Raw genomic sequence first — 21,790 nt, forward strand, 5'->3', positions numbered from 1 at the left:
AGTTTACTTTGACGCATTCATTGACCTTGCTACAATTCATATCTGGATTAACAAAATATTATTAGTGGGATAGGTTCGTAGAGACGCGATTAATCGCGTCTCTACTCCTAACTTCCCACTCCCACAGATGAAGGCAAAATTAGCATGGCATCGCCGAATGAATAAAAGCGATATCCAAAAGCGATCGCTTCGTTGTATATATTCAATAATCGTTGTCTGCCAATTAGGGCACTTACCAACATCAACAAACTAGAACGCGGTAAGTGAAAATTCGTAATCAAACCATCTACCACCCGCCATTGGTAGCCGGGATAAATAAACAAGTCTGTTTTTCCGCAAAATGGTTGTAAATTACCAGATTGAGCCGCCCCTTCTAAAGCCCGTACTGCCGTTGTTCCCACAGCAATAATTCGACCGCCAGCAGCTTTCGTGGCGCGGATTTGCTCTACTGTAGCCGCAGGAACTTCAATCCATTCTTCATGCATCTGATGGGTAGTTACGTCTTCTACTTCCACAGGGCGAAATGTGCCGACACCAACGTGCAGCGTCACAAAAGCTTGATTGATTTGGCGATCGCGCAACTGTTGTAATAATTCTGGGGTAAAGTGTAATCCTGCCGTCGGAGCTGCGATCGCTCCTGGCTGTTTAGCATAAACTGTCTGATACTGCTCATCAGCAGCTTCTGAGGTAGTGATGTACGGTGGTAACGGTACTTCACCAAATACCTCTAACAGTTCCACCAAAGTCTTTCCCTCTGGTACATCAAATTGCAACAAACGCCCCCCGGTTGCTGCGTCTGTTTCTAGAACCGTAGCCGTTAGCTGAGGGCTAGGAGCAAGAAGTAAGGGAGAATTTTCCCCTCTGCCCCCCGCACCCCGCCCCTCTGCCTCTTTTGAATGCCCAATCCCCGCTTCCCTTGGTTCAAAAATAATCTTAGCTCCCCGTTTAAAGCTTTTTCCTGGCTTAACTAAAGCTAACCAACAGTTATGCTGCCGTTCTTCCAATAGCAACACCTGGATTTTCGCACCAGTGGATTTATGACCATAAAGCCGCGCTGGAATGACTCTTGTATTGTTCATAACCAACAAATCACCAGAGCGCAGCAGTGCAGGCAAATCATGGAAAATATGGTGAAGAGGTGCTGCTTCGATGCCTGTAGTCGGAGAATTAATCACCAGTAACCGTGAGCTATCTCTAGGAACTGCTGGGTTTTGGGCAATGAGTTCTGGAGGTAGTTCGTAGTCATAGCCAGCTACCGAGCAATCTAATTCCAAATCTTTTTCTTGTGGGCTAGAAGTATCTTTCAAATTGGCTTGTACTAGTTTTTGCTTTATTTAGTATTTATACTCTCTTAAAAAGGCTAGGTTAAGTTTTCCCTTATAAAGGAACTTTAAGGCATCTTCGCTCAGTTTTGTCGCTAGGCTATAAGATTGTTACTATTAAGTAACACGGAAAAATTAACATAAAAATTGGGTAAACCTCCCCATCTAAAAACGGGGGCTTTTACCCTACCGGGAACAGGGACTTATTGACGAATATAGATATGTAGGATTGGCTTTGATCCCAAGCACCAACAAACATGGAATACTTGTACTATCTGGCAAATGCCAGTCTAACCCTGAGGGTCGTTCAACACCTCCACGCTAGACCCCAGACACCAGTTTCGTTCGTCACCGTAATTCATCAAATTGATGGCTGGGTGGTTAGGATCAAACTCAAAGGTCAAGTCTCGGCCCAAGAAGATGGCGACTTTCGGGCTTTTCTAAATGAATTAGGAATTAGCTACGAACCGCCAATGAGGGTGCAAATGGCACTTTGGAGTTTGGAAGCGGGACAGTGCCCTGTGGATGTGATGCGTCGCTATCAGGTAGCGATCGTTTCTCATGGTAGCCCAGAAAGAGACGAAATTGAAGCGTTCCGGCAACAGTTTGTCCGGGGCTTAGGTTACTGTCCAGAAACTTTGGCGTGACACTTTTGGTTGTAACGCCACTACAAAATTATTGGTCATTGGTAATTAAGATATTTTATCAATTACCAATTAACCATTATCAATTGAAGAGTCAAAAGCTGCCAGAATATATTCTTGCAGCTTAAACTTATATCCGGGTACTGATGAAGTAGCTAGAGCTTCCTGGTTTGCTGTAACCCCAGTCAGATTTTTTGACATCCTTTGACAGTAGACAATAGCAACATCAAATCGACAAGAATAATCTGCCTTCTCAGGATACTGGGCTAAGAATATTTCAGCTGTACGCCAGATTTTTGCTTGCTTTTGTAAAGTGATTGCGCTTCTTCCCCCGGCATCCCAACTACCTGAACTACGGGTTTTGACTTCAACAAATGCCAATAATGAGTGCTGAGTCCTGAGTTTTTCTACTGCTCCCCTGCTCCCTTGCTCCCCTGCTTCCTCTGCTTTTCTATCATATTCAGCGATGATATCAATTTCCCCCCAGCGGCTAGAAAAGCGACGATGGAGAATTATCCAACCAGTAGATTGCAACCATTGGGCTACTAGGTCTTCTCCTAATGAACCAATATCTGGATAATGAGATGGAGGAAGGTTAGCCATTGACTAATAAATATCATGAATTCTGTGAATTCTAGGTTAAGCGATGCCTGCGGCGGACTACGCCTACGCACAACGGGTTCTACACTCAACTTATCCAGCACTGAGTTGGAATTGAAGCGTAAAACAAACCATCACATTTGGGTAAGCATACTCAGCTTATTCCTGTGGGGAATGGTTAGCATCACCGCAACGGTCGGTTTTGCTCCAACAGCTTTGGCACTCGAATATAATAAGGAAATTTTGGTTGAGGCTGATTTTTCAGGACGTGATTTAACAGACTCTAGCTTTACTAAAGCTAATCTTCGCCAGAGCAACTTCAGCCGAGCTAATTTGAACGGTGTCAGTTTCTTTGCAGCAAATTTGGAGTCTGCGAATTTAGAGGGTTCTGATTTGAGAAATGCCACTTTAGACTCAGCTCGTTTAGTCAGAGCAAATTTGACAAATGCACTGTTGGAAGGTGCATTTGCTGCTAACGCCAGATTTGATGGTGCAGTCATTGACGGGGCAGATTTTACCGATGTCCTACTGCGTCCCGATGAGCAAAAAAAATTGTGCAAACTTGCCAAAGGGACTAATCCAACTACAGGAAGAGATACGCGTGACACGTTGTTTTGTCCTTAGTTAAGTAGGAGGCAGGAGGCAAGAGAAAGGGAAGTCACCGACGAGGGGAGAGATTTAAACTTTCTGTAATGAAAATTTGCTTTAATTTACTTAATTAAATCTTCTTCAGTCCCTACCTAATCTACAGGTAGAAATAAATGGGCTGGACATCATGAAATGTACAAATGCCAGCCCCTGAAATCATCTTCCTGAGCAGTTTTTATCTCCTGCCTCCTGTCTTTTTAATGATTACCTACCAACCATTTGCACCAATCTTTTGACAAACAATTTGCATTCCTTTACCTGGTGAAGAATTAGCTATAAAAGGTATTTCTCCTTTTTCTCGATCTTCTTGAAGTAGCTGTCCTTTCGATCCATAAATGGCAATGCGATTCCGAAAAAGCCGCGATTCTTTGCATGAAGCATCGAACGTAGTCTCAAAGATGCCATCACCATACATTCCGTAAAGCTTGTATGTAGTGCCTTTTATAGTTTCCGTATCCAAAGCTACGCTGTTTCCTAATTTATCATGCCCTACAGTGATATATCTTTGTGCATCTTGGGCGATTGCACTGCCATTACTCAATAAAATAGCGATCGCTCCCACCATGCCGCCTATTTTAAAATACATACAGTTTCAAAATATAAGATTTCATATATTTCTATCCGCAATCAAAGGGGTTCTGGCAGGGTAAAAGCACTGAAATCAAGACAGAGCAAGGTGTTATACTAGTTAGTAACACTTTATGGGAAGCGTCAAGCACTAAATAAATAGCTGCAATACTTTTCAAAGTATGAGTGAAACACTTGCCGATATTGGCATACCGCCTCAGTTTCCCGATCACACTCAACTACCAGAGTCCGATGGTACGTTTGTGTTCGCGGAGCGTGCCGAAAAACTTAGTAATCACGGGCAAAAGCTTACCACAGATTTCAACCAGCTTTTCAGTAGTAGATAAATCAGCGATGTCTACGATGGGTTACGCCAACGCACCTTTCAATAACTTGAGGGCTGTTTTTGCTATCTTCTGCATAGGTTATAAAATTTCATCCACCAGAACCGTACCACCCTCAGAAAAATCTATACTGAGATGATAATCTTCAAGCAGCGCAGTTCCAATGAGTGGACGACGACCCATTGCTAGAGCAAAAGCTACAGAGGTTAGAGAGCAATCGCGCCAAAATATGACAGATTAAGACGCTTATGATTTTATCAGAGGCGATCGCATCTGTGTTCAAATGGGAACCATAAGAAAATAAGCTAATACATCACACTAGATTGGTTTCCCATGTCTGACGAACAAGAGCGTAATTCCGCTTTTAACGCTGCTGCCAACATTAACGTTGAACACGCCCAATTACAGGATTTATCCTTAAGTGCAGCCCGTAGATTATATAAAGGTGGGATTCGATCTGGTGATCCGATCAGAACCAGAGTGCAAGCCCAAGAAATGTTAGATAAAATCCCTCCATCTCAAAGAGCAGGGATTAATGGTAAATCTACTGATATTAATACCCAAAAATACCTATCAGATAAGCACGCTAGTCATATCAAACCGCATAGCAAAGGCGGCTCAAATGATCCGAAAAATATCAAGTGGGAAAACGCCAAAGATAATTTAGCCCGTGGCGATAAACCCATGACTTCCCAGGAGCAAATAAGACTAGATGCTAAATGGCATTTTGATAATCTAACAGGTGCAGTTAAAGCAGGTGTTAAAGCCGCGCCTCTGGGAGCTGCGATTGGTGTAGCAACGACAACACCATTTTCGTTACTAACCAACGGGCTGCGCGTAGTTCGGGGTGAAATTTCTGCACAAGAAGCCGCTATAGAAACATTGAAAGATACCGTAAAAGGCGGCACAGTTGGGGGCGTGACAGCGTTTGTAACCACAACAGTAGCAGCAGCTTGTCCACCAATTGCGATCGCTTTAACCGCAGCAGCACCAGTTTTAGCTGTTGTTGGAACTGCGGGTATGGTTTACGAGTTTTTCAAAATCCTCGATGACCATAAACAAACGGTGAAAATCTATTATGAATCTTTAACTCAGCAAGAATTAGAAAGATTACAAGCAATTGAGAACGAACTGATTTATGAACACCAGAAAAATCTAGAGTTTTTGGCCCAATCAGAAGCAATTAATCAAGAAATTACAAATCGTCCAATTGCACCGGGAATCGAAGGGGCTATGCAACGCTTGCGTGAATCAGTCGCTATTGCTAAATCTCTAGGATTAACATCAGCAGATAGTAAATTGCTTACTGGTTCTCAATTACCTCATCTGAACGCAGAACAATAGGAATTAAATTTATAGAGGATTACATAGTTTTTTATGCTTCCTTTTATTTTCGGCGCTCTTGGATTAGCTGTTGGAGCAGTTGTTGGTGCTTTTACTACTCATGCTGTTGGGGAAAGTGATAGACAAGCTGCCAAACATCATAGGACTGTTGCAAATGAACTAGCTGATAAATATACAAACTTGGAGCAAAAATACTATGAACTAGCTGATGAAACAAAAATACAGATTAAGCATTTAACTCACCAGCACGCTTTAGATAAAGTTGAAAAAGATTGTTTGCGTTTAGCAGTTAGATTACAGCATAAGCTGATTTCTTTGATGTGGGATATTGATAGAGATCCAACAGAAGCGGCTTTGAAGGCATTTGTCAATGCAGTAGAACTGACAAATAATGTTCTCTGCAAAATAAATGAAGAGTTAATTTGTGTACCCAGTGACTATTATGCACGCAATCTTATAGCTGCTGTTCAACGCGAAATCATTTGGGAGCAAGTAGATATTTCAAATCGATCAAATATAAACGAAGAGGGAATTCCAATGAAATTAGAAGCTAAAAATATGTCTGAACAAGAATTTCAAGAAACCTATAACAGAATTCGTGATACTGGTAATCAACTCTTAAAGTACTTGAAAGAACTTCGGGCTGGAAGATTCAAAGAAGGAGATAGTACCCAAGGATTACAGAGCGTTGAAGATAATCTTACCAAAGCTTTAAAAGCCTTAGCCGAACAAAAATATCAAGTTGCTGTGATTGCAGCCATGAAAGCAGGTAAGAGTACCTTTTTGAATGCCATAATTGGTGCAGATGTTTTAGCAAGTGAATCAGAAGCTTGCACAGTTTGTCGCACAGATATCCGTCCAATTGATGTTGGACAAACACCCAGACTTTTAGAATATCAAGCAGGTAAACGAGAACCTATAGTTTTAATAGAAGGTGAAGCAAGCGAAATTCGGCAAAGATTTTTAGAGCGTACCCATGAGATTCGAGCTAAATCTAATCAAGATAATACTACACGCTTTGAATTAGAACATCCCATTGAAGCGATTAGTACAATACCATCACTGAAAGGTTTCACATTAGTTGATACTCCTGGCCCCAATGAGTGGGAGTCTGTCTCGTTTAACACAACTTCTTTAAAGCAGACTGCTTTAGAAGCTCTCCGAACTTGTGATGCCATATTATTCATTCTGGATTACACATCGTTTAGGGACAACACGAACTCAGAATTGCTTAAAGACTTAATTGAGCAGCGTAAAGAATTTTTAGTAGAGAATACAGGTAAGATTTACTTTATTCTTAATAAAGTAGATAGAAAAGCAGACAGAGATAGACCTGTCGCAGATGTTATAGAATCTTTAAGAAGAGATTTAATTGAATTTGGTATAGCTGAACCAAGAATTGATTCAGTTAGTGGATGGCAAGGGTTGTTATCTAAGCTTATTCAACAAGGTAAGGCAACTGATAGTCATATTAAAGACTTTGAAGATTTTTTTAGTGCTAGATATGCCCAAAGAGATAAAGAAGGAAGGCTTGTTATTCCCTTACCAGGAGAAATTGCACTACAAGCTTTAAATGATAGTCGTATTCCGATAATTCAAGAGACAGTAATTCAAACTATTACTCAAAATTCAGGATTGAATTTATTGAGTGATGTTTTAAATGAATTGAACAAAGCAGCCAAAGCTATTGATGAGACATTTATTACAGATATCGGATGCTGGCAGTTAGAGTTTGAGGAACTGCAACAAAAAGTAGAAGAGTACAAAAAACATTCAGATTCAGTTCAATCTCAGGTGAATAGTGTAAAAAAGTCCGTAGAAGCACAAAAGCAAATATTAATTAGTACGTTCAGTCAAGGGATTAATCAATTTGCCGAAACTGCCAAAAAACGCATAGCATCAGAAATTGATAGAGTGGCTGAAAATCAATCTAAAAAGGTTTTAAAGGACAAAAATAATCAAAATCTTCTCACATATATGTGGGATAATTTCAGTTCTTTATTTGAAGACTCTTCCAGTTCTGATCCATATAAAATCAAGGCCAAAAACAAAAACGAGGCTGAGGAATTCGGTAAAACTATTAATGAGTATTGCACCCCTATAATACAAAGTTTTTGGTTAAATACTCAGGACAGACTAGTTAGAGAAGCAACAATAATTCGTGAAGGTTTAGTTCAAAAAATTAAACGAGAAATACAGGCTATTTCTGATGAACTATCTGAGTCTATTAAAAATCATTTTCAATTAGAAATAGATAATAATCCAATTCCATTTTATGGCTTTGAATTTTCTGGGATTGATGCTAAAATTCAACATCAGCAAGAAGTATTTACTAGAAGTAAGAAAGAATCAAGGACGAATAGCCAATGCTGTCAATCAGATGAAGTCTATAAAGTAGATGTTTCGTATGAGGAAACAGTATTTTACTATGAAATTGATTTACGACTTATTTCTCAAGGAATCCAGCAAAAAATTGACTCACAAGTAGAGAGAAACCTAAAGTTGCTTCAGCGTGTTATTGAACAACAAGTATCAGATGATTTTCGTAAAGCCGAGAAGCAAATCAATGACTACATTAATAGGTTTCAACATGAATTTGACTCTTTACTTAAGCAACGGCAAAGAAGGGAAGTAGAAGCTTATGAGGTTATTGATACTCTCGAAAGTCAAAGAATCGAAGTGAGTAAATATCTTAGGGAATTAGTGTCTATTCGAGAAAATCTTGAGAGTTGGAAACCAAGGAATCCAGAGAATTCATTAATGGGACTTAGCCAAAAAACACCCAGAGAAAAGCCTCAAATCTATACCAAACAGACAGAGCCAGACTTTGACATCGTTGTGCTTGGTTGATTGACAAGAAATGCTAGGCACTCTTCTAGGTCGTCTCCATGCCAAGTACCAGCAAATTTGAGCAAATCTTGACCTTTAGAACCTCGTCGGATCACAGATTGAGAACGATCGCCACGTTGTTTTATTTCAGCGATCTTAGCAGCAAAATCTTCAGGTGGTTCTGTTAGAGTCTCATCCTCCAGAGGAGAATCGGGCGGAGTGTGTGCTTGCTCTAAAGATGCCAGAATCGAAGCTCCACTGGAATGTGATTTGGTCACTTCTGATTGAGATGGAACTGTTTTCTGAAAACCAAGAAATGCTATATACTGCTCAACCTGAGTTAGTTGGTCATCTGGAAGTTGAGCAATCTGTTGTTGAAGTTGACGGCGGCGGTCAAAGATAGTCATCGAACACCTCGCAGGAACGACTAAACTTTCATTTTACTTGATTGATATACTGCCAAATCTAGAGTATAATCCATTACATATTATTACGATTAGAGATAGGCGATCGCACTCCACCAAATACAATAAGGGTAAAGTAACCCCAAATTTACTGCACACTCCTAAGCCACTCCGTAATCCCCTGAGCGATCGCTTTTGCCATTTTCTTCTGTTCTTTTGGGTTCACTACCTGCTCAAATTCATCGGGATTGCTCATAAAACCCAATTCCAGCAACACCGATGGCGCAGCTGTCGGACGTGTCAGCGCCAGGTTATCCCAATACACACCATAAGAAGGTTTGCCGAGTTTTTTGACTACATAGTTGTGTAAAAATATGGCGAGGTTATGGGCTTGGGGTTGATACCAAAATGCGCCGAATCCCTTAATTTTTTCGGCATCGCCATTATCGGGTAGAGAGTTGTGGTGTATGGAAATTGCGATCGCAGGTTCTTCTTGACTGATAATTGCCTGACGTTCTACTAGCGAAACTTCCTTGTCGTCCTCTCGCGTCATCACCACCGTTGCCCCTCGCTTCAGCAACTCGTCGCGCAGCAACTTAGATACCACCAAATTCACATCTTTTTCTAAATATCCAGTTGGGCCACTGGCACCAGATTCTTTACCGCCATGCCCTGGATCTAGTACAATCTTGAAATTAGCTAAAGACTTGCGTCTTGTGTTCCCGATTTTAGGCGGATGACGCAAAGCCAAAACCAGGGTTGTACCGTCGTATCTCAGCTTATATCCCCACTGTTGAGCTTTTTTGAGGTTAAAGGTGTATTTTACTTGTCCTGGAGCTTCCTGTTGCCAGTCTAGGCGATTAATTAGGGGGTTATCATCCAGGCGAATTATGTCTGTTTGGGCAGTGGTATTGTAGAGAGTGAGAGCGAGAGTTTGCTCACTTTGTTGTACGCTCACGGGTACGGGAACTTGCAAAGGGAAAACTATCTCTGTCGCACTAGGGAGTTGACGGTATCCGACACTGCGAATTATTGTTTGTGGCGGAACTGCACCAGGTAAAATGCGGGTTTCTTTACTATTAATCCAAGCGCCATAATCTAGGCGCAACCATTCACCTTCCCTACCTGTAACCGTTGCGCGTGTGCCTTTGGGCAGTGGTGTAAGTCGAGAATGATCGGTGCTAGGCCCAGTACGAGCCACGCCTGACTCTACTGTAACCTCAGAAACTGGCAACTGCGATCTTGAGAGGATTTCAATCTTACCAGATCCTGATTGAGTTAGTGTCTTGCCATCAAGGATCAGTTGAAATTGAGGTTTTCCCAGATCGGCGGCTGTTGCCATTGTGGTGCAACCTTGATAGTTGCCTACGCTAGACTGGGCATGAGGCTGATTTTGCCCTGTCAAAGCTGCCAAATTACTTGGTAGTTGTGCCTGTTGAGGTTGCGGTAAAAGGGCAATAGTTTGATTAGCCAGGGTTACAGAGACATTAGCGTTAGGGGGTGCGATCGCGCCAAAACAAATTACTTCTCCTGGTAATCTGGCAATGTCAACTGCGGGAGTCAGGGAATCTTTCGCAAAAGCTACCCCCTGTGGTAGTTCAGGGCTAGCGTTAAGCCCGATCACCTTAATTTTAAGTTCTTGATTGTGGTAACGCACAGTAAAAAGATTCTCCCCCAACTGCAAGGGGAAACTAGGCGAAAAATGACCAGCTTTGCTGCGGGTAATTGGCTTACTATTGATCAAAACCTGACCATCTGGTGGTGCAGTGCCCAGAAAGAAGATTTTTTGGGCACTTGTCTGGTAGTTTGTCTGGGGAAAAACGACTATAAGAGATGGCTCTGCCAATGCAACTGAGGAGGTGAGAATACAGCCTAATATTACTAATCCTAAGAGGTTTTTCACAGCAAATCACAGAAGATGACACCACAACAACTGTGGCACAATGACGGGATGTATTTTTAGAAGTTGTTAGAAATTCAAAATACTATGACTAAGTTTATCTTTGTTACTGGAGGCGTAGTTTCCAGTATTGGTAAGGGCATTGTAGCAGCAAGTCTAGGGCGTTTGCTCAAGTCGCGCGAATATTCGGTGTCGATTCTCAAACTCGACCCTTATATTAATATCGATCCTGGCACGATGAGTCCCTTTCAGCATGGGGAAGTATTCGTTACCCAAGATGGTGCGGAGACAGATTTAGACTTGGGGCATTACGAACGCTTTACCGATACCTCAATGTCGCGCTTAAATTGTGTGACTACTGGCTCGATTTACCAGGCAGTCATCAATAAAGAGCGGCGCGGAGACTACAATGGCGGTACTGTCCAGGTAATTCCTCATATTACCAATGAAATTAAAGACCGGATTCTGCGAGTTGCTAAAAGCACAAACCCTTCTGTAGTGATTACAGAAATTGGCGGTACGGTAGGAGATATTGAATCACTGCCGTTTTTGGAAGCAATTCGCCAGTTCCGTAAAGAGGTGGGACGGCAGAATGTGCTGTATATGCACGTAACGCTGGTTCCGTGGATTGCCTCGGCTGGTGAAATGAAAACTAAGCCGACACAGCATTCAGTTAAAGAACTGAGATCCATTGGTATTCAACCAGATATTTTAGTTTGTCGGAGCGATCGCCCTTTACCCAAAGGATTAAAACAAAAATTGTCGGGATCTTGCGATGTACCGGAAGAATGCGTCATTACTTCCCAAGATGCCAAAAGTATCTATGAAGTACCGCTGAATCTAGAACGTGAAGGAATGGCAGAACAAGTGCTGAACTTGCTGCAAATGGAACAACGTAAACCAGATTTGACGCAGTGGCAAACCCTGGTACAACGTTTACATAGTCCCAAGCACGAGGTAGAAATTGCGATCGTTGGTAAATATGTGCAGTTAAGTGATGCCTATTTATCTGTAGTGGAAGCATTAAATCATGCTGCAATCTCCACATACGGCAAACTGCGCCTGCGTTGGATAAATTCAGAAGATTTGGAAACTGAAGCAGCCGAAAATTCTCTTGAGGGTGTCGATGGCATAGTTGTACCAGGAGGTTTCGGGGTTCGGGGAGTCGATGGCAAAATTGCCGCCATTAAATACGCCCGCGATCGCCAAATTCCCTTTTTGGGATTATGCCTGGGAATGCAATGTTCCGTGATTGAATGGGCTAGGCACGTAGGGGGATTAACAGGTGCCAACAGTGCTGAATTTGACCCCTATACAACTGATCCAGTAATTAATTTATTGCCAGGACAGCAGGAAATAGTGGATTTAGGGGGTACAATGCGCTTAGGACTATATCCTTGTCGTGTTCTCCCTGATACTTTAGCTTTTAAGCTCTATCAAGAAGATGTGATTTATGAACGACATAGACATCGATATGAGTTTAACAATGATTACCGCGATTTGTTGTTAAAGTCTGGCTATGTGATTAGTGGTACTTCTCCCGATGGGCGTTTAGTTGAAATTGTGGAATTAACCAAGCACCCATTCTTTCTTGCTTGCCAATTTCATCCAGAATTTCAATCACGCCCCAGTACACCTCATCCCTTATTTAAAGGGTTTATTCAAACAGCGATCGCTCTTTCTCTTTCGACATCTAGCACACCAACACCATTGGAGGTGTCATAAAAATTTGTAATTTGTAATTCGTAATTCGTAATTCAAAATTAATTTTTTAGATTTTGAATTAGTGCATAACAACATTAACTTAGGGCTTTACTCGATTTGGACATCCAGGGTGCATCATTCGTAAATTTCGGACTTGAGGAGATGTTGTGGCGTACTGGGTGAAAATCCTTTACGAGAGGAAAGAATATGTGGTGAATTTTGAGCGTGTCCATGCTTTTTGTTATGAACTCAATGGCAGGGTGACTTTTTGGCTACCCGATAGTGCCATTCCCATAGTGATTAACCCGCAAAGTAATTTGGAAGATTATCAAAAGATTTTTGATTATTTAGAATGTGTGACAGGATTAGAATTAGATCACGCCCACTGGGTAAGAATAAATTACGAAAAAAATGAATATGTAATTAATCTCAACTGTATCAGTTCCTTTTGTCATGAACCGAACGGTAGGATAACTTTTTGGTTGCCAGATGGCACTATTCCCATCATCATCAACCCTGTGAGTAATCCTGAATCTTATGAAAAAGTTGTGAAATACGTTAAGAAAGCAACAGGATATTCTTTGTCTTGAAATCCCTGTGTAGCAGAACAAGGTAACAAGAAAGTTGAAAAACAGATTTACTACCTTCCTAATCTTAAAAAATGCTTTGTAAGAATTTCTGCTCAATTAGCCTAGCTATTGAATCATCTTTTTTGTAGAGTTATCTAAGAATAAAATTGTAACTTTAGTGCTAAGGTGCTAATTCTAAAATTGCATATAGCTCACTGCCATTCATCAAAAATTTGTTTTATCCGCTCAATTGCCGTGTCTGCTGCTTCTTCTGGAGATATGCTATTGACAATTATTCGATTGAGAGCCTTACCCCAAACATTCTCTTCTAAAACTAAGCTGTAAGCAGGGTTTTGAACAATATAAAATGGGCGAGTATCTTTAGTTAGTGTTTGAGTTGCAGTGGAAAGATGAGGATCTGCTGGATTTGTCCAAAAAGGGTCTTTCCAAACAGGCTTCATTACTGGTAAATACCGTCCTCCGGTAGCTTTGAGATAGTTTCCTATTATCTCAGGTTTAATTAAATACGCGAGAAAGTCTTTGGCTACCTTCTGATTTTTAGACTCGGCAAACAAAACTATTTCATTAATCGAGACTAAGAAGCGCATCGGTTTACCATTAGGTTTGTTCGGAAATTCTAGGATACCAAGCTTGTGACGATAGGTGTCAGAATCTTGGCGGACAGCAGCAGAAATCGAAAGCGAGCTGTTAGGTGTCATAACCACGCCACGATTGAGCAAGCTGCGATTATTGTCTGGATTTAACCAGTTTACTGCGTCCGGTGGTACGTAGCCCTGCTGGAAAAATTTCGCATACCACTCTAAGCTTTTAACAATACCTTGATACACCTTGGGATCGTTGAGCAGAAGTTGACCCTTGGAGTCTAAAATTTGGACATTGTATGCCTCTAAAATCTGCTCAAACAAGTAGTAGGTATCTGTAGAACCAGTGGAGAAAGGAAAGCCTAACCCGTAAATATTCTGTTTTTGCTGTGCGCGCAAATCATCCTGCACTTGTTTCCAAAACTCCCAGAAAGCATCCCAATTTTTAGGGATATCGCTTTCAGTTCGACCTACTTTCTCTAGTAAGTCTCGCCAGTAAAAGATGTGAATTGTTAATTGATTAATTGGGACTGCATAGTAACTCGGCTTCTTATCAACGTTGTTATATAAACGAACTGCTTCCAGAACACCTTCAGAATAAATACTTTTAACTGGCTCAATTACATCAGAGACATCTGCCAATTTACCTTCCCAGGCAAGACGTGGATACAGCTCCCTCTCAGCACTGCTATTTATGACGAGATCGGGTGAATTACCTGCCTGAAGTGCCCTTTGAGTCTTTTGTGGCAATTCATCGTTAGTATAGAAAGTAAGTTTAATTTTGTTGCCGCTTTGTTGTTCCCAGTTACTAATGATCTTCTGGAGCGCTTCATCATCTTCCAAAGTATAACCTTTATCTGACCAAATCTTCAGGACTTTACTGTTAATAGGAGACTCGGTGACTGAAGATTGGCTAGATTTTAAAATGTTAATGCAGGCAAGAATTATCAAGCTGAGTATCAATGCCACGAGTACGTAGCGATGGCTAGCTCTTATTAGCATTACGGTAAAAGTTTCCTTGACTCTTTGCTGATTCTTCAAGCCTTTAGTCATTAAACTGGCTTTGGTTCTGAATAACATACTCATTTTATGATTTTTGTCAGAAAAACATCTTTACTGCATCTTCTGACATTACATAGCGCTTATTCAAGCTTAAATAGTTGCTTTTTACTCACTTTTCACCATCAGTTCAGAATTGCTAAGTAAGTGGGCAAGAATAAATTAAACTATGTTACGTAATGTAAAATTAATTAAATTATCTCTTAGTTAGAGCTTAATTTTTATTCTAATTTGTAAAGACAGATGTCTCTAGCTGGGGTTGTTTGAACCATAATTTAAAATCTTGAATAGTTTTGCCATGCCAACTTTGCTGCACCTACTATTCCTGCAAAATTGCCTAACTCCGCTGGCAATATTTGTAAACCATCTCGTGATAAAGGCTGCACTCGCTTCTCAATTTCTGCCTTCACACTTGGTAAGAAAAACTCAAAGCTACCACTGATACCGCCACCAATCACGATCGCTTGCGGTGTGAGTACATAAATCAAACTCGTCAAACCAATTCCCAAATTAGCACCATATTCTTGCCAAAAAGTCAATGCTGCGGCATCTCCTTGTTGGGCAAGAAAACCCAATTCGATAGGTTCTTTGAGAGTGCGGCGGCGAATTGCAGTAGCACAGGCATATTGTTCCAAAGAGCCTCGATTGCCACTATTACAAATCGGGCCATCAGGATTTAATGAAATCAAACCCAATTCCCCAGCGGCTCCTTGATGTCCAATAAATAGTTTGCCATCAAGGATAATTGCGCCACCAACCCCAGTACCTAAAGTTAGCAGAATCAGATTTTGAAAGTGGCGACCGGCTCCCAGCCAAGCTTCTCCCAAAAGAGCGCAATTAGCATCATTAGCGATCGCAGTCGGTTTGCCAGTTTTAGCTTCTAACCAGTCTGCTAAAGGCACATCGATCCATCCAGGTAAGTTAATGGCGATTTTGGCAATGCGTCCGGCGGCATCAGATGGGCCAGGAGTACCAACACCAATCGCAACAGCTTGATTATCTGGATCGATTTGAGCGATCGCATCTACCAGCACCGCCAACACCGCTTCCGGCGTTGTTGGTTGAGGAGATACCACAGTCAAAGATTGCAGACAAGTACCATCATCTGCAAAACGCCCCAGCTTAATAGCTGTTCCCCCGACATCAATGCCAATTACTTGAGAACTCACCACTTTAAAATCCTCAGACCAAACCATAGCCACCTAGCAAACCTTTGCGTACCCTTTGCGCTTACCTCTGCGCTCCTCTGCGTTTCAATTTCACCCCTCAATTCGCCATTATTTTCTGTAAATCTATACTTAGCATCTTGGCGCGAAAAAATACTCAAATTTTTATTCTATTGAGTGCAAGTTGTTTTCATCACCGATTTTAAGATGCGCGGCTTTCAACTCCGCTCTCTGTAAATTAGCAACAGTTGTGGTACGAAAACTCGATTGTTCCTGCCAAGCCGTAATTGGCGCACCTCTTAAGATACCAGCAAGAGCAACGGAAAGGATAAACCCGCCAGTAGCGGCAGCAATTAACGTTAGATTATCTTTCATACAAATCTCTGTATTGTTTATTTGTCATTTGTCTAAAATTAATGACTAATGACCAATGATTACTGTCGGATTCTATTTTCTCTCCGTAAACGGGGATTGACAAATTCATTTAACCCTTCACCAAGTAGTGATAACCCTACCACCATGAATGTCATCGTTAAACCAGGGAAAAGCGTAGTCCACCAGATGCCAGTAGGTAGAGCTTCTAGGGCTTGTTTTAAATCATGTCCCCATTCTGCCACTTCTTCGGGAAGTCCTAGCCCCAAAAAGCCTAAACCGCCCAACACCAAAATCGCATCAGCGGCATTGAGTGTAAATAGGACGGGTACGCTTTGAATGACGTTGAAAAACAGATAACGAGAAAGCACAACCCAAGTGGAAGCACCCATTGCTTGAGCAGCTTCGATAAACACTTCAGTTTTCACGCTCACGGTGTGGTTGCGAACAACGCGGTAATATTGGGGGATGTAGGCAATGCTAATAGCGATCGCTGCATTTAATATCCCACGCCCCACCACAAACGCCAGTGTCACAGACAGCAGTAGCCCTGGTAGAGTGTAGATGCTATCCATAATAAATAGCAGCACTTTATCCAATTTTCCGCCTAGATAACCACTCAACATCCCCAAAGGCACACCGATAATCATACTCAGCGCTGTTGCCAAAATTACCACCTGCAAAGCAGCTTGAGCGCCGAACAACGTCCGGGAGAACACATCATAGCCGAGACGACTAGTACCAAACCAATGTTTAGCTGAGGGTGGCTCGTGAATTGGATTAGAGAGAAAATCTTTGGGGTTTTGCAGCCATCCCCAAGCCTGCAATACGGGAGCGAAAAATGCCAGGAAGATGAAAAATAGGGTAATAGCTAACCCGATGAGCATGAGTTTTTGGGAAAGATTGGGACTTTTGCCAAACTGTAAAAATGTCGGTAGTCGCCGTTTTGTAATGGCCATAAAGCGATCGCCTGGATCAAAGCTTGATACGCTGACCATTTTACATATCAAATTGGGCATTGGGAATTGGGAATTGGTTATTACCTATGCCCCATGCCCAATGCCCCATGCCCCAGTCCCTAAAGATTACTTTCAATCAACTGGCGGTATTCGCTCTTTTGCTTAACGCCTTTGACTTCCTTCACTAGTTCCTTATTTTTGAACAATTGAACCGTTGGCGTTCCTGTCACACCAGCATTTTCAGCAATATCTCGGTCTTTGTCGATGTCAATTTCCACAAAGTGAATTTTGCTGTCAAATTCATCCACCACTTTATTTAAAATTGGCTTCAGAGTATGGCAAGGGCCACAACCAGGAGAGACGTATTTAACAAGGAGTAAGCGATCGCTTTCATGGAACAATTTCCGTAAAGCATAACCTCCTTCATGGCGCGTCCCATCCAAATTAAATCCAGCTTCTTCCTCGGCTTCGGTCTTTTTGGCTGGCTGATGTTCTAATTCGTTATCTGCTGTTTCTGGCTGTTGATGGAATTCTTGAATCAAGCCACTGGATGACAACCAACGTTCTGCCAACATCGCCGCCATACATCCAGTACCCGCAGCCGTAATTGCTTGCCGAAACTCATGATCTTGTACGTCGCCAGCAGCAAAAACGCCCTCGACACTGGTTTCTACAGAACCGTGCTTGGTGACAACGTAACCTATCTCATCCAGTTCTAATTGTCCTTTAAATAGAGAAGTGTTGGGACTGTGACCAACGGCGTAGAATAAACCCTTAGCGTGCAGTTGGCTCTCTTCACCAGTTTTAGTATTGCGGACTTTCACCCCTTCCATGTGACCATTACCGAAGATATCCACGGCTTCTGTATTCCAATGGACTTGGATTTTCGGGTTGCTCAAAACCCTGTCTTGCATGGCTTTAGAAGCCCGCATTTTATCGGTGCGTACTAACATATTTACCTTAGAGCCGTATTTGGTGAGGTAAATAGACTCTTCCGCCGCCGAGTCACCAGCACCAATTACAGCCAATTCTGCACCGTGGAAAATTGGTGTTGCACCATCGCAAATTGCACAAGCGGAAATACCCCGACTCCAGAATTCATGTTCGCTGGGTAAACCTAAACGCTTTGCGGTTGCACCCGTAGCAATGACAATACTGTTGGTTTTTATTTCCCTTTCTTGCGATCGCACTGTAAAGGGACGCTGACTCAAGTCAACTGATATAACATCTTCAGTATATAGTTCAGCTCCCCAGCGCTCCGCCTGCGCCTTCATCTGATCCATCAGTTCCGGCCCGGTAATTCCTTTAGTAAATCCAGGAAAATTCTCAACTTCTGTCGTTGTCATTAATTGCCCACCAGGTAAACCCCCGGCTTGGAAACCTTCAAATACAACAGGTTTCAGGTTAGCGCGTCCAGCATAGATGGCGGCTGTGTATCCTGCTGGGCCAGAACCGATAATTACCAAGTTTTCTACAGTTGGGTTAGTCATGACAATATATAAACTCATAACGACTACGCTTAATATAGCATAACAATTTACGATTGGCTACGTCAGATGGTAAGCGATGTCTGCGACGGGCTACGCCTACGCCAAATGCCTACGGTGCTATGCGCTCAACACTTGCCAAACATCCCCTTAATCGCTAAGGCTGTTCTTGCAGATATTTTCTGATAGTTTCAACATCTAGTTCTAAAAACTCTGCTATTTCTTGAATGCTCATACCTTTCTCAATACATTTGGGGACTAATTTCAACTTTATTTCTAGTTCTGTTTTGGGTTTAGTCTTTGCCACGATACTCTCGTACAATCGAGTATTTTTAAATGCATCTAAATCAAGCATGGCTTCAATTTCCTCTAAAGTAAGATTGGGAAACTTATAAAATACAATGGCTTGGATAAATGCTATCACTTTATTTTGAAGATTTTCATCGGGGAAGTCTTCTCGTGCTTGAGTTATTAGCTGTTGGGCTAAGGAAGTAGCTTTTGTAGGCGCTTCTGCAAGTAGTTTGGCAACTCCTATCCCCAAGGAATCTTCAGCCTTAGCAGAAAGTTCATTCAGATAAATGCAGCGTAGATGTTGTTCTACTAAAGCCCGATAGCGGGGGTGAGGTGGGGTTTCATGAATACGGCGATCATAGATAACAATTGCGTACCAGTCTGAGTTTGCGGGTTTATATTGACGGAAGTAAACAAAAATTTCCCCAAAAAGTCGTTCGTAAAATTCTTCATCTTTGTATGTTTGCAATTCTACAAAGTATAAAGGTTCATTTTCAAATCCCTTGACAGTGGCAAATAAGCCATCGAGACGAAATGATTGTTGTTTGATCTCAGGCGCAATAAATGTGTAGATATTGGGATTAGTCTCAGGTTGATCAATAAGTTCAAAAAATATTTGTGGTAGTTCCTTGATAAATTCATAAAAAATTACATCTGTTTTCATTGATGCTACTAATGGCAAACTATGCAGGCGTTTTTCTTTGGATGCAATATATTGTATCTTTCAGGGGTTGAGGTACGTATGATAGATAGAGAAATGTTATTTGGTGTGTTATGTCCCTCACCATTACAGACTTAGAGCAGCTACAAACCGAGCATCCAGAATGGCAGATGGAGTTGGTAGAGGGGAAAATCATAGTTATGGGGCCATCCGATTACGAGTCAGAGGAAATTGGTACTCGGTTGAGTACCTTCTTGAATATTTGGGTAATGTCGCGCAAGCTTGGGCGAGTGACTGGCTCTAGCGCAGGCTTCATACTACCTAGAATAGAAGAGGACGACTCAGAAAAAAGAAACTTGCGTGCCCCTGATGTGTCTTTTGTTAAGGCTGAACGATTGAAGAAGACCAAGCGCGACTTTGTAGAGTTAGTTCCAGACCTAATGGTTGAAATTAAATCTAAAAGTGACAGAATTAAACCGCTTGAGGAGAAGATTGAGCTATTCTTGCAACTTGGCTCTACAGTCGGTATGTTGATTGACCCTGACAAATTGACAGTAACGGTTTATCGACTAAACCAAGCTCCAGTGGTGATGCAGAATGGCGATATACTCACACTACCAGACTTGCTACCAGGTTGGGAACTGGCAATATTAGAGTTGTGGCCACCTGAGTTTGAATAAGGCGCTTCCACAATCGAAGTTGAGAATCTTGCCCTTGGTCAATACCTGTGGCTCAGTGATGTTTGTGCAATTTGGAATACAAGGATTCTGAATTGTGTGACTGTATCTCCCCAAACTTTTTTTCTGAAGGTGATAGGAAAGCGATCGCATCTGGGTAAGTTACATCTAGAACACCCAAGCACTTCCTACCCCCAGGAAAACACTTATGAAAACCGAACTAAAAGCCAAATTTATCCAACACATCCTCGCCAAGAAGAAGGGAGACGAGGGTTTTACACTTATTGAATTACTAGTAGTAATTATCATCATCGGTATTTTATCTGCGATCGCTCTACCTTCTTTCTTGAACCAAGCCAACAAAGCCAAGCAGTCAGAAGCTAAAACCTACATAGGTACTATGAACCGCGCACAGCAAGCTTTTTACTTAGAACAAAATAGATTTGCGTCTCAAGCTGATTTTGGTAGTTTAGGTCTTGGTATTGCAACACAAACCACAAATTACGTATATTCTATTGCTGGTGGTGGTGGTACTGCTACCATAGTAACCAACCAAGCAGCAACAGCAGGTGGTGCTACCGTACCTCTCAGAAGTTATATCGGCGGTGTAGGTGTAGTAACTCAATCTGGTACCAGTGAAGCTACTACTATAGCTCTTTTGTGTGAAGCCAACGCAGCAAGAGTTAACGGTGGTGCAGACGTATCTGCTATGACTGGTGTGAGTTCTTGCCCCACCAACTTCAGCAGCTTATCTAAGTAGACAGGTGAGTTAGTAGATCAAAATTATTCACCGCCAACACTTGATATAAAACTTAAGTTGGTATCACAACTTTTATTCAGCTAAATTACGTATTTTCTCAAGTGGGTAGATTCTTCTATCCACTTTATTTCAATTTTGTGATTTATTCACAAGCAAATTCCATTCGCCAAGGCTATAAATATGGTTAAAAATTTATCGGGTGGGCTGATATGAAAGATTTATCGGGTGGGCTGATATGAAAGCACATGGATGTGGGTAGGTTGCATATATAACACCCAACCACTTACTACCCCGTAAAAGCATTTATGAAAACTGAACTAAAAGCTAAATTTCTTCAACACATCCTCAAAAAGAAGAACGAAAATGAGGGTTTTACACTTATTGAATTACTAGTAGTAATTATCATCATCGGTATTTTGTCTGCGATCGCTCTGCCTTCTTTCTTGAACCAAGCTAACAAAGCCAAGCAGTCAGAAGCTAAAACCTACATAGGTACTATGAACCGCGCACAGCAAGCTTTTTACTTAGAACAAAATAGATTTGCGTCTCAAGCTGATTTTGGTAGTTTAGGTCTTGGTATTGCAACACAAACCACAAATTACGTATATTCTATTGCTGGTGGTGGTGGTACTGCTACCATAGTAACCAACCAAGCAGCAACAGCAGGTGGTGCTACCGTACCTCTCAGAAGTTATATCGGCGGTGTAGGTGTAGTAACTCAATCTGGTACCAGTGAAGCTACTACTATAGCTCTTTTGTGTGAAGCCAACGCAGCAAGAGTTAACGGTGGTGTAGATGTAACTACTGTTGCTACTCCGACTACTTGCCCGGGCAGCTTTACCAGCTTATCTAAGTAGATATGTGAGTTAGTAGATCAAAAT

21 protein-coding genes are annotated in these 21,790 nt (G+C 41.7%); 10 read left to right on the forward strand and 11 right to left on the reverse strand.

Translation table 11 applies throughout. The features are described 5' to 3' along the window. Positions 1–107: 107 nt before the first annotated feature. Entirely contained in the window at positions 108–1,334 is a 1,227-nt protein-coding gene (gene queA / locus HWQ43_RS08630) for a tRNA preQ1(34) S-adenosylmethionine ribosyltransferase-isomerase QueA (RefSeq protein ID WP_292732326.1), read from the reverse strand. 245 nt (positions 1,335–1,579) lie between these two features. On the opposite strand from queA, the gene HWQ43_RS08635 reads away from it, so the two are divergent. Continuing rightward, on the forward strand, positions 1,580–1,969 hold the full coding sequence (locus tag HWQ43_RS08635; RefSeq protein ID WP_099103349.1) for a hypothetical protein: 390 nt from the start codon (positions 1,580–1,582) through the stop codon (positions 1,967–1,969). A 69-nt stretch (positions 1,970–2,038) separates the two neighbouring features. Here the strand turns inward: HWQ43_RS08635 and HWQ43_RS08640 are convergent, their stop codons facing one another. Then, positions 2,039–2,569 (reverse strand): YraN family protein, encoded by a 531-nt coding sequence (locus HWQ43_RS08640; RefSeq protein ID WP_292732110.1) that lies wholly within the window; start codon positions 2,567–2,569, stop codon positions 2,039–2,041. 171 nt (positions 2,570–2,740) lie between these two features. Between HWQ43_RS08640 and HWQ43_RS08645 the strand changes: the two genes are divergently transcribed. Continuing rightward, positions 2,741–3,190, forward strand: a complete 450-nt coding sequence (locus HWQ43_RS08645) for a pentapeptide repeat-containing protein (protein WP_292732328.1) — start codon at positions 2,741–2,743, stop codon at positions 3,188–3,190. A 232-nt stretch (positions 3,191–3,422) separates the two neighbouring features. Here the strand turns inward: HWQ43_RS08645 and HWQ43_RS08650 are convergent, their stop codons facing one another. Continuing rightward, positions 3,423–3,800 carry a hypothetical protein gene (locus HWQ43_RS08650; protein WP_292732112.1) on the reverse strand — a complete coding sequence of 126 codons (378 nt, stop codon included), beginning with the start codon at positions 3,798–3,800 and terminating at the stop codon, positions 3,423–3,425. Positions 3,801–3,963: 163 nt separating this feature from the next. Between HWQ43_RS08650 and HWQ43_RS08655 the strand changes: the two genes are divergently transcribed. From HWQ43_RS08655 to HWQ43_RS08665, 3 genes are all read left to right on the forward strand, one after another. Then, a complete protein-coding gene (locus HWQ43_RS08655; RefSeq protein ID WP_292732114.1) occupies positions 3,964–4,128 on the forward strand; it encodes a hypothetical protein in 165 nt (54 codons plus the stop codon). Between the two features lie 330 nt (positions 4,129–4,458). Next, positions 4,459–5,469, forward strand: a complete 1,011-nt coding sequence (locus HWQ43_RS08660) for a hypothetical protein (protein WP_292732115.1) — start codon at positions 4,459–4,461, stop codon at positions 5,467–5,469. Between the two features lie 33 nt (positions 5,470–5,502). After that, entirely contained in the window at positions 5,503–8,319 is a 2,817-nt protein-coding gene (locus HWQ43_RS08665) for a dynamin family protein (protein ID WP_292732116.1), read from the forward strand. On the opposite strand, the gene HWQ43_RS08670 is transcribed toward HWQ43_RS08665, so the two are convergent. Then, positions 8,271–8,705 (reverse strand): hypothetical protein, encoded by a 435-nt coding sequence (locus tag HWQ43_RS08670; RefSeq protein ID WP_292732117.1) that lies wholly within the window; start codon positions 8,703–8,705, stop codon positions 8,271–8,273. The two genes, HWQ43_RS08665 and HWQ43_RS08670, sit on opposite strands and share 49 nt — an antisense overlap. Positions 8,706–8,850: 145 nt before the next feature. Continuing rightward, positions 8,851–10,605: an N-acetylmuramoyl-L-alanine amidase gene (locus tag HWQ43_RS08675; RefSeq protein ID WP_292732118.1), complete on the reverse strand. Its 1,755-nt coding sequence runs from the start codon at positions 10,603–10,605 to the stop codon at positions 8,851–8,853. A gap of 84 nt (positions 10,606–10,689) precedes the next feature. On the opposite strand from HWQ43_RS08675, the gene HWQ43_RS08680 reads away from it, so the two are divergent. Both HWQ43_RS08680 and HWQ43_RS08685 read left to right on the forward strand, forming a co-directional pair. Beyond that, positions 10,690–12,327 carry a CTP synthase gene (locus HWQ43_RS08680; protein ID WP_292732119.1) on the forward strand — a complete coding sequence of 546 codons (1,638 nt, stop codon included), beginning with the start codon at positions 10,690–10,692 and terminating at the stop codon, positions 12,325–12,327. A gap of 146 nt (positions 12,328–12,473) precedes the next feature. After that, complete coding sequence (locus HWQ43_RS08685; protein WP_094347562.1) at positions 12,474–12,896, forward strand: hypothetical protein; 423 nt, start codon at positions 12,474–12,476, stop codon at positions 12,894–12,896. Between the two features lie 191 nt (positions 12,897–13,087). On the opposite strand, the gene HWQ43_RS08690 is transcribed toward HWQ43_RS08685, so the two are convergent. From HWQ43_RS08690 to HWQ43_RS08715, 6 genes are all read right to left on the reverse strand, one after another. Further along, the gene (locus HWQ43_RS08690) at positions 13,088–14,557 is read right to left on the reverse strand and encodes an ABC transporter substrate-binding protein (protein ID WP_292732120.1); all 1,470 of its coding nucleotides are present in this window, start codon (positions 14,555–14,557) and stop codon (positions 13,088–13,090) included. Positions 14,558–14,811: 254 nt separating this feature from the next. Continuing rightward, positions 14,812–15,732, reverse strand: a complete 921-nt coding sequence (locus HWQ43_RS08695) for an ROK family protein (RefSeq protein ID WP_292732122.1) — start codon at positions 15,730–15,732, stop codon at positions 14,812–14,814. 135 nt (positions 15,733–15,867) lie between these two features. After that, positions 15,868–16,077, reverse strand: coding sequence for a hypothetical protein (locus HWQ43_RS08700; RefSeq protein ID WP_094347563.1), 210 nt, complete (start codon positions 16,075–16,077; stop codon positions 15,868–15,870). Between the two features lie 59 nt (positions 16,078–16,136). After that, positions 16,137–17,033, reverse strand: a complete 897-nt coding sequence (locus HWQ43_RS08705; RefSeq protein ID WP_292732330.1) for an ABC transporter permease — start codon at positions 17,031–17,033, stop codon at positions 16,137–16,139. Positions 17,034–17,152: 119 nt separating this feature from the next. Beyond that, positions 17,153–18,523, reverse strand: coding sequence for a thioredoxin-disulfide reductase (gene trxB / locus HWQ43_RS08710; protein WP_292732331.1), 1,371 nt, complete (start codon positions 18,521–18,523; stop codon positions 17,153–17,155). Positions 18,524–18,677: 154 nt separating this feature from the next. Then, a complete protein-coding gene (locus HWQ43_RS08715) occupies positions 18,678–19,475 on the reverse strand; it encodes an Rpn family recombination-promoting nuclease/putative transposase (protein ID WP_292732123.1) in 798 nt (265 codons plus the stop codon). A gap of 110 nt (positions 19,476–19,585) precedes the next feature. Between HWQ43_RS08715 and HWQ43_RS08720 the strand changes: the two genes are divergently transcribed. The 3 genes from HWQ43_RS08720 to HWQ43_RS08730 all read left to right on the forward strand — a co-directional run bounded on the left by HWQ43_RS08720 (position 19,586) and on the right by HWQ43_RS08730 (position 21,766). After that, the gene (locus tag HWQ43_RS08720; RefSeq protein ID WP_292732124.1) at positions 19,586–20,152 is read left to right on the forward strand and encodes a Uma2 family endonuclease; all 567 of its coding nucleotides are present in this window, start codon (positions 19,586–19,588) and stop codon (positions 20,150–20,152) included. A 205-nt stretch (positions 20,153–20,357) separates the two neighbouring features. Then, positions 20,358–20,909 carry a type IV pilin-like G/H family protein gene (locus tag HWQ43_RS08725; RefSeq protein WP_292732125.1) on the forward strand — a complete coding sequence of 184 codons (552 nt, stop codon included), beginning with the start codon at positions 20,358–20,360 and terminating at the stop codon, positions 20,907–20,909. Positions 20,910–21,214: 305 nt separating this feature from the next. Further along, entirely contained in the window at positions 21,215–21,766 is a 552-nt protein-coding gene (locus HWQ43_RS08730; RefSeq protein ID WP_292732126.1) for a type IV pilin-like G/H family protein, read from the forward strand. The last annotated feature ends 24 nt before the right edge of the window (positions 21,767–21,790 follow it).

It is taken from the genome of Nostoc sp. JL31 (genome assembly GCF_017114965.1).
GTDB classification, from domain to species: Bacteria; Cyanobacteriota; Cyanobacteriia; order Cyanobacteriales; family Nostocaceae; genus Nostoc; species Nostoc punctiforme_A.

Coding starts and splice junctions, on each gene's coding strand:
- HWQ43_RS08635 (WP_099103349.1), top strand. CDS start 1,580: ATGGAATACTTGTACTATCTGGCAAATGCCAGTCTAACCCTGAGGGTC.
- HWQ43_RS08640 (WP_292732110.1), bottom strand. CDS start 2,569: ATGGCTAACCTTCCTCCATCTCATTATCCAGATATTGGTTCATTAGGA.
- HWQ43_RS08645 (WP_292732328.1), top strand. CDS start 2,741: ATGGTTAGCATCACCGCAACGGTCGGTTTTGCTCCAACAGCTTTGGCA.
- HWQ43_RS08650 (WP_292732112.1), bottom strand. CDS start 3,800: ATGTATTTTAAAATAGGCGGCATGGTGGGAGCGATCGCTATTTTATTG.
- HWQ43_RS08655 (WP_292732114.1), top strand. CDS start 3,964: ATGAGTGAAACACTTGCCGATATTGGCATACCGCCTCAGTTTCCCGAT.
- HWQ43_RS08660 (WP_292732115.1), top strand. CDS start 4,459: ATGTCTGACGAACAAGAGCGTAATTCCGCTTTTAACGCTGCTGCCAAC.
- HWQ43_RS08665 (WP_292732116.1), top strand. CDS start 5,503: ATGCTTCCTTTTATTTTCGGCGCTCTTGGATTAGCTGTTGGAGCAGTT.
- HWQ43_RS08670 (WP_292732117.1), bottom strand. CDS start 8,705: ATGACTATCTTTGACCGCCGCCGTCAACTTCAACAACAGATTGCTCAA.
- HWQ43_RS08680 (WP_292732119.1), top strand. CDS start 10,690: ATGACTAAGTTTATCTTTGTTACTGGAGGCGTAGTTTCCAGTATTGGT.
- HWQ43_RS08690 (WP_292732120.1), bottom strand. CDS start 14,557: ATGTTATTCAGAACCAAAGCCAGTTTAATGACTAAAGGCTTGAAGAAT.
- HWQ43_RS08695 (WP_292732122.1), bottom strand. CDS start 15,732: ATGGTTTGGTCTGAGGATTTTAAAGTGGTGAGTTCTCAAGTAATTGGC.
- HWQ43_RS08700 (WP_094347563.1), bottom strand. CDS start 16,077: ATGAAAGATAATCTAACGTTAATTGCTGCCGCTACTGGCGGGTTTATC.
- HWQ43_RS08705 (WP_292732330.1), bottom strand. CDS start 17,033: ATGGCCATTACAAAACGGCGACTACCGACATTTTTACAGTTTGGCAAA.
- trxB (WP_292732331.1), bottom strand. CDS start 18,523: ATGACTAACCCAACTGTAGAAAACTTGGTAATTATCGGTTCTGGCCCA.
- HWQ43_RS08715 (WP_292732123.1), bottom strand. CDS start 19,475: ATGAAAACAGATGTAATTTTTTATGAATTTATCAAGGAACTACCACAA.
- HWQ43_RS08720 (WP_292732124.1), top strand. CDS start 19,586: ATGTCCCTCACCATTACAGACTTAGAGCAGCTACAAACCGAGCATCCA.
- HWQ43_RS08725 (WP_292732125.1), top strand. CDS start 20,358: ATGAAAACCGAACTAAAAGCCAAATTTATCCAACACATCCTCGCCAAG.
- HWQ43_RS08730 (WP_292732126.1), top strand. CDS start 21,215: ATGAAAACTGAACTAAAAGCTAAATTTCTTCAACACATCCTCAAAAAG.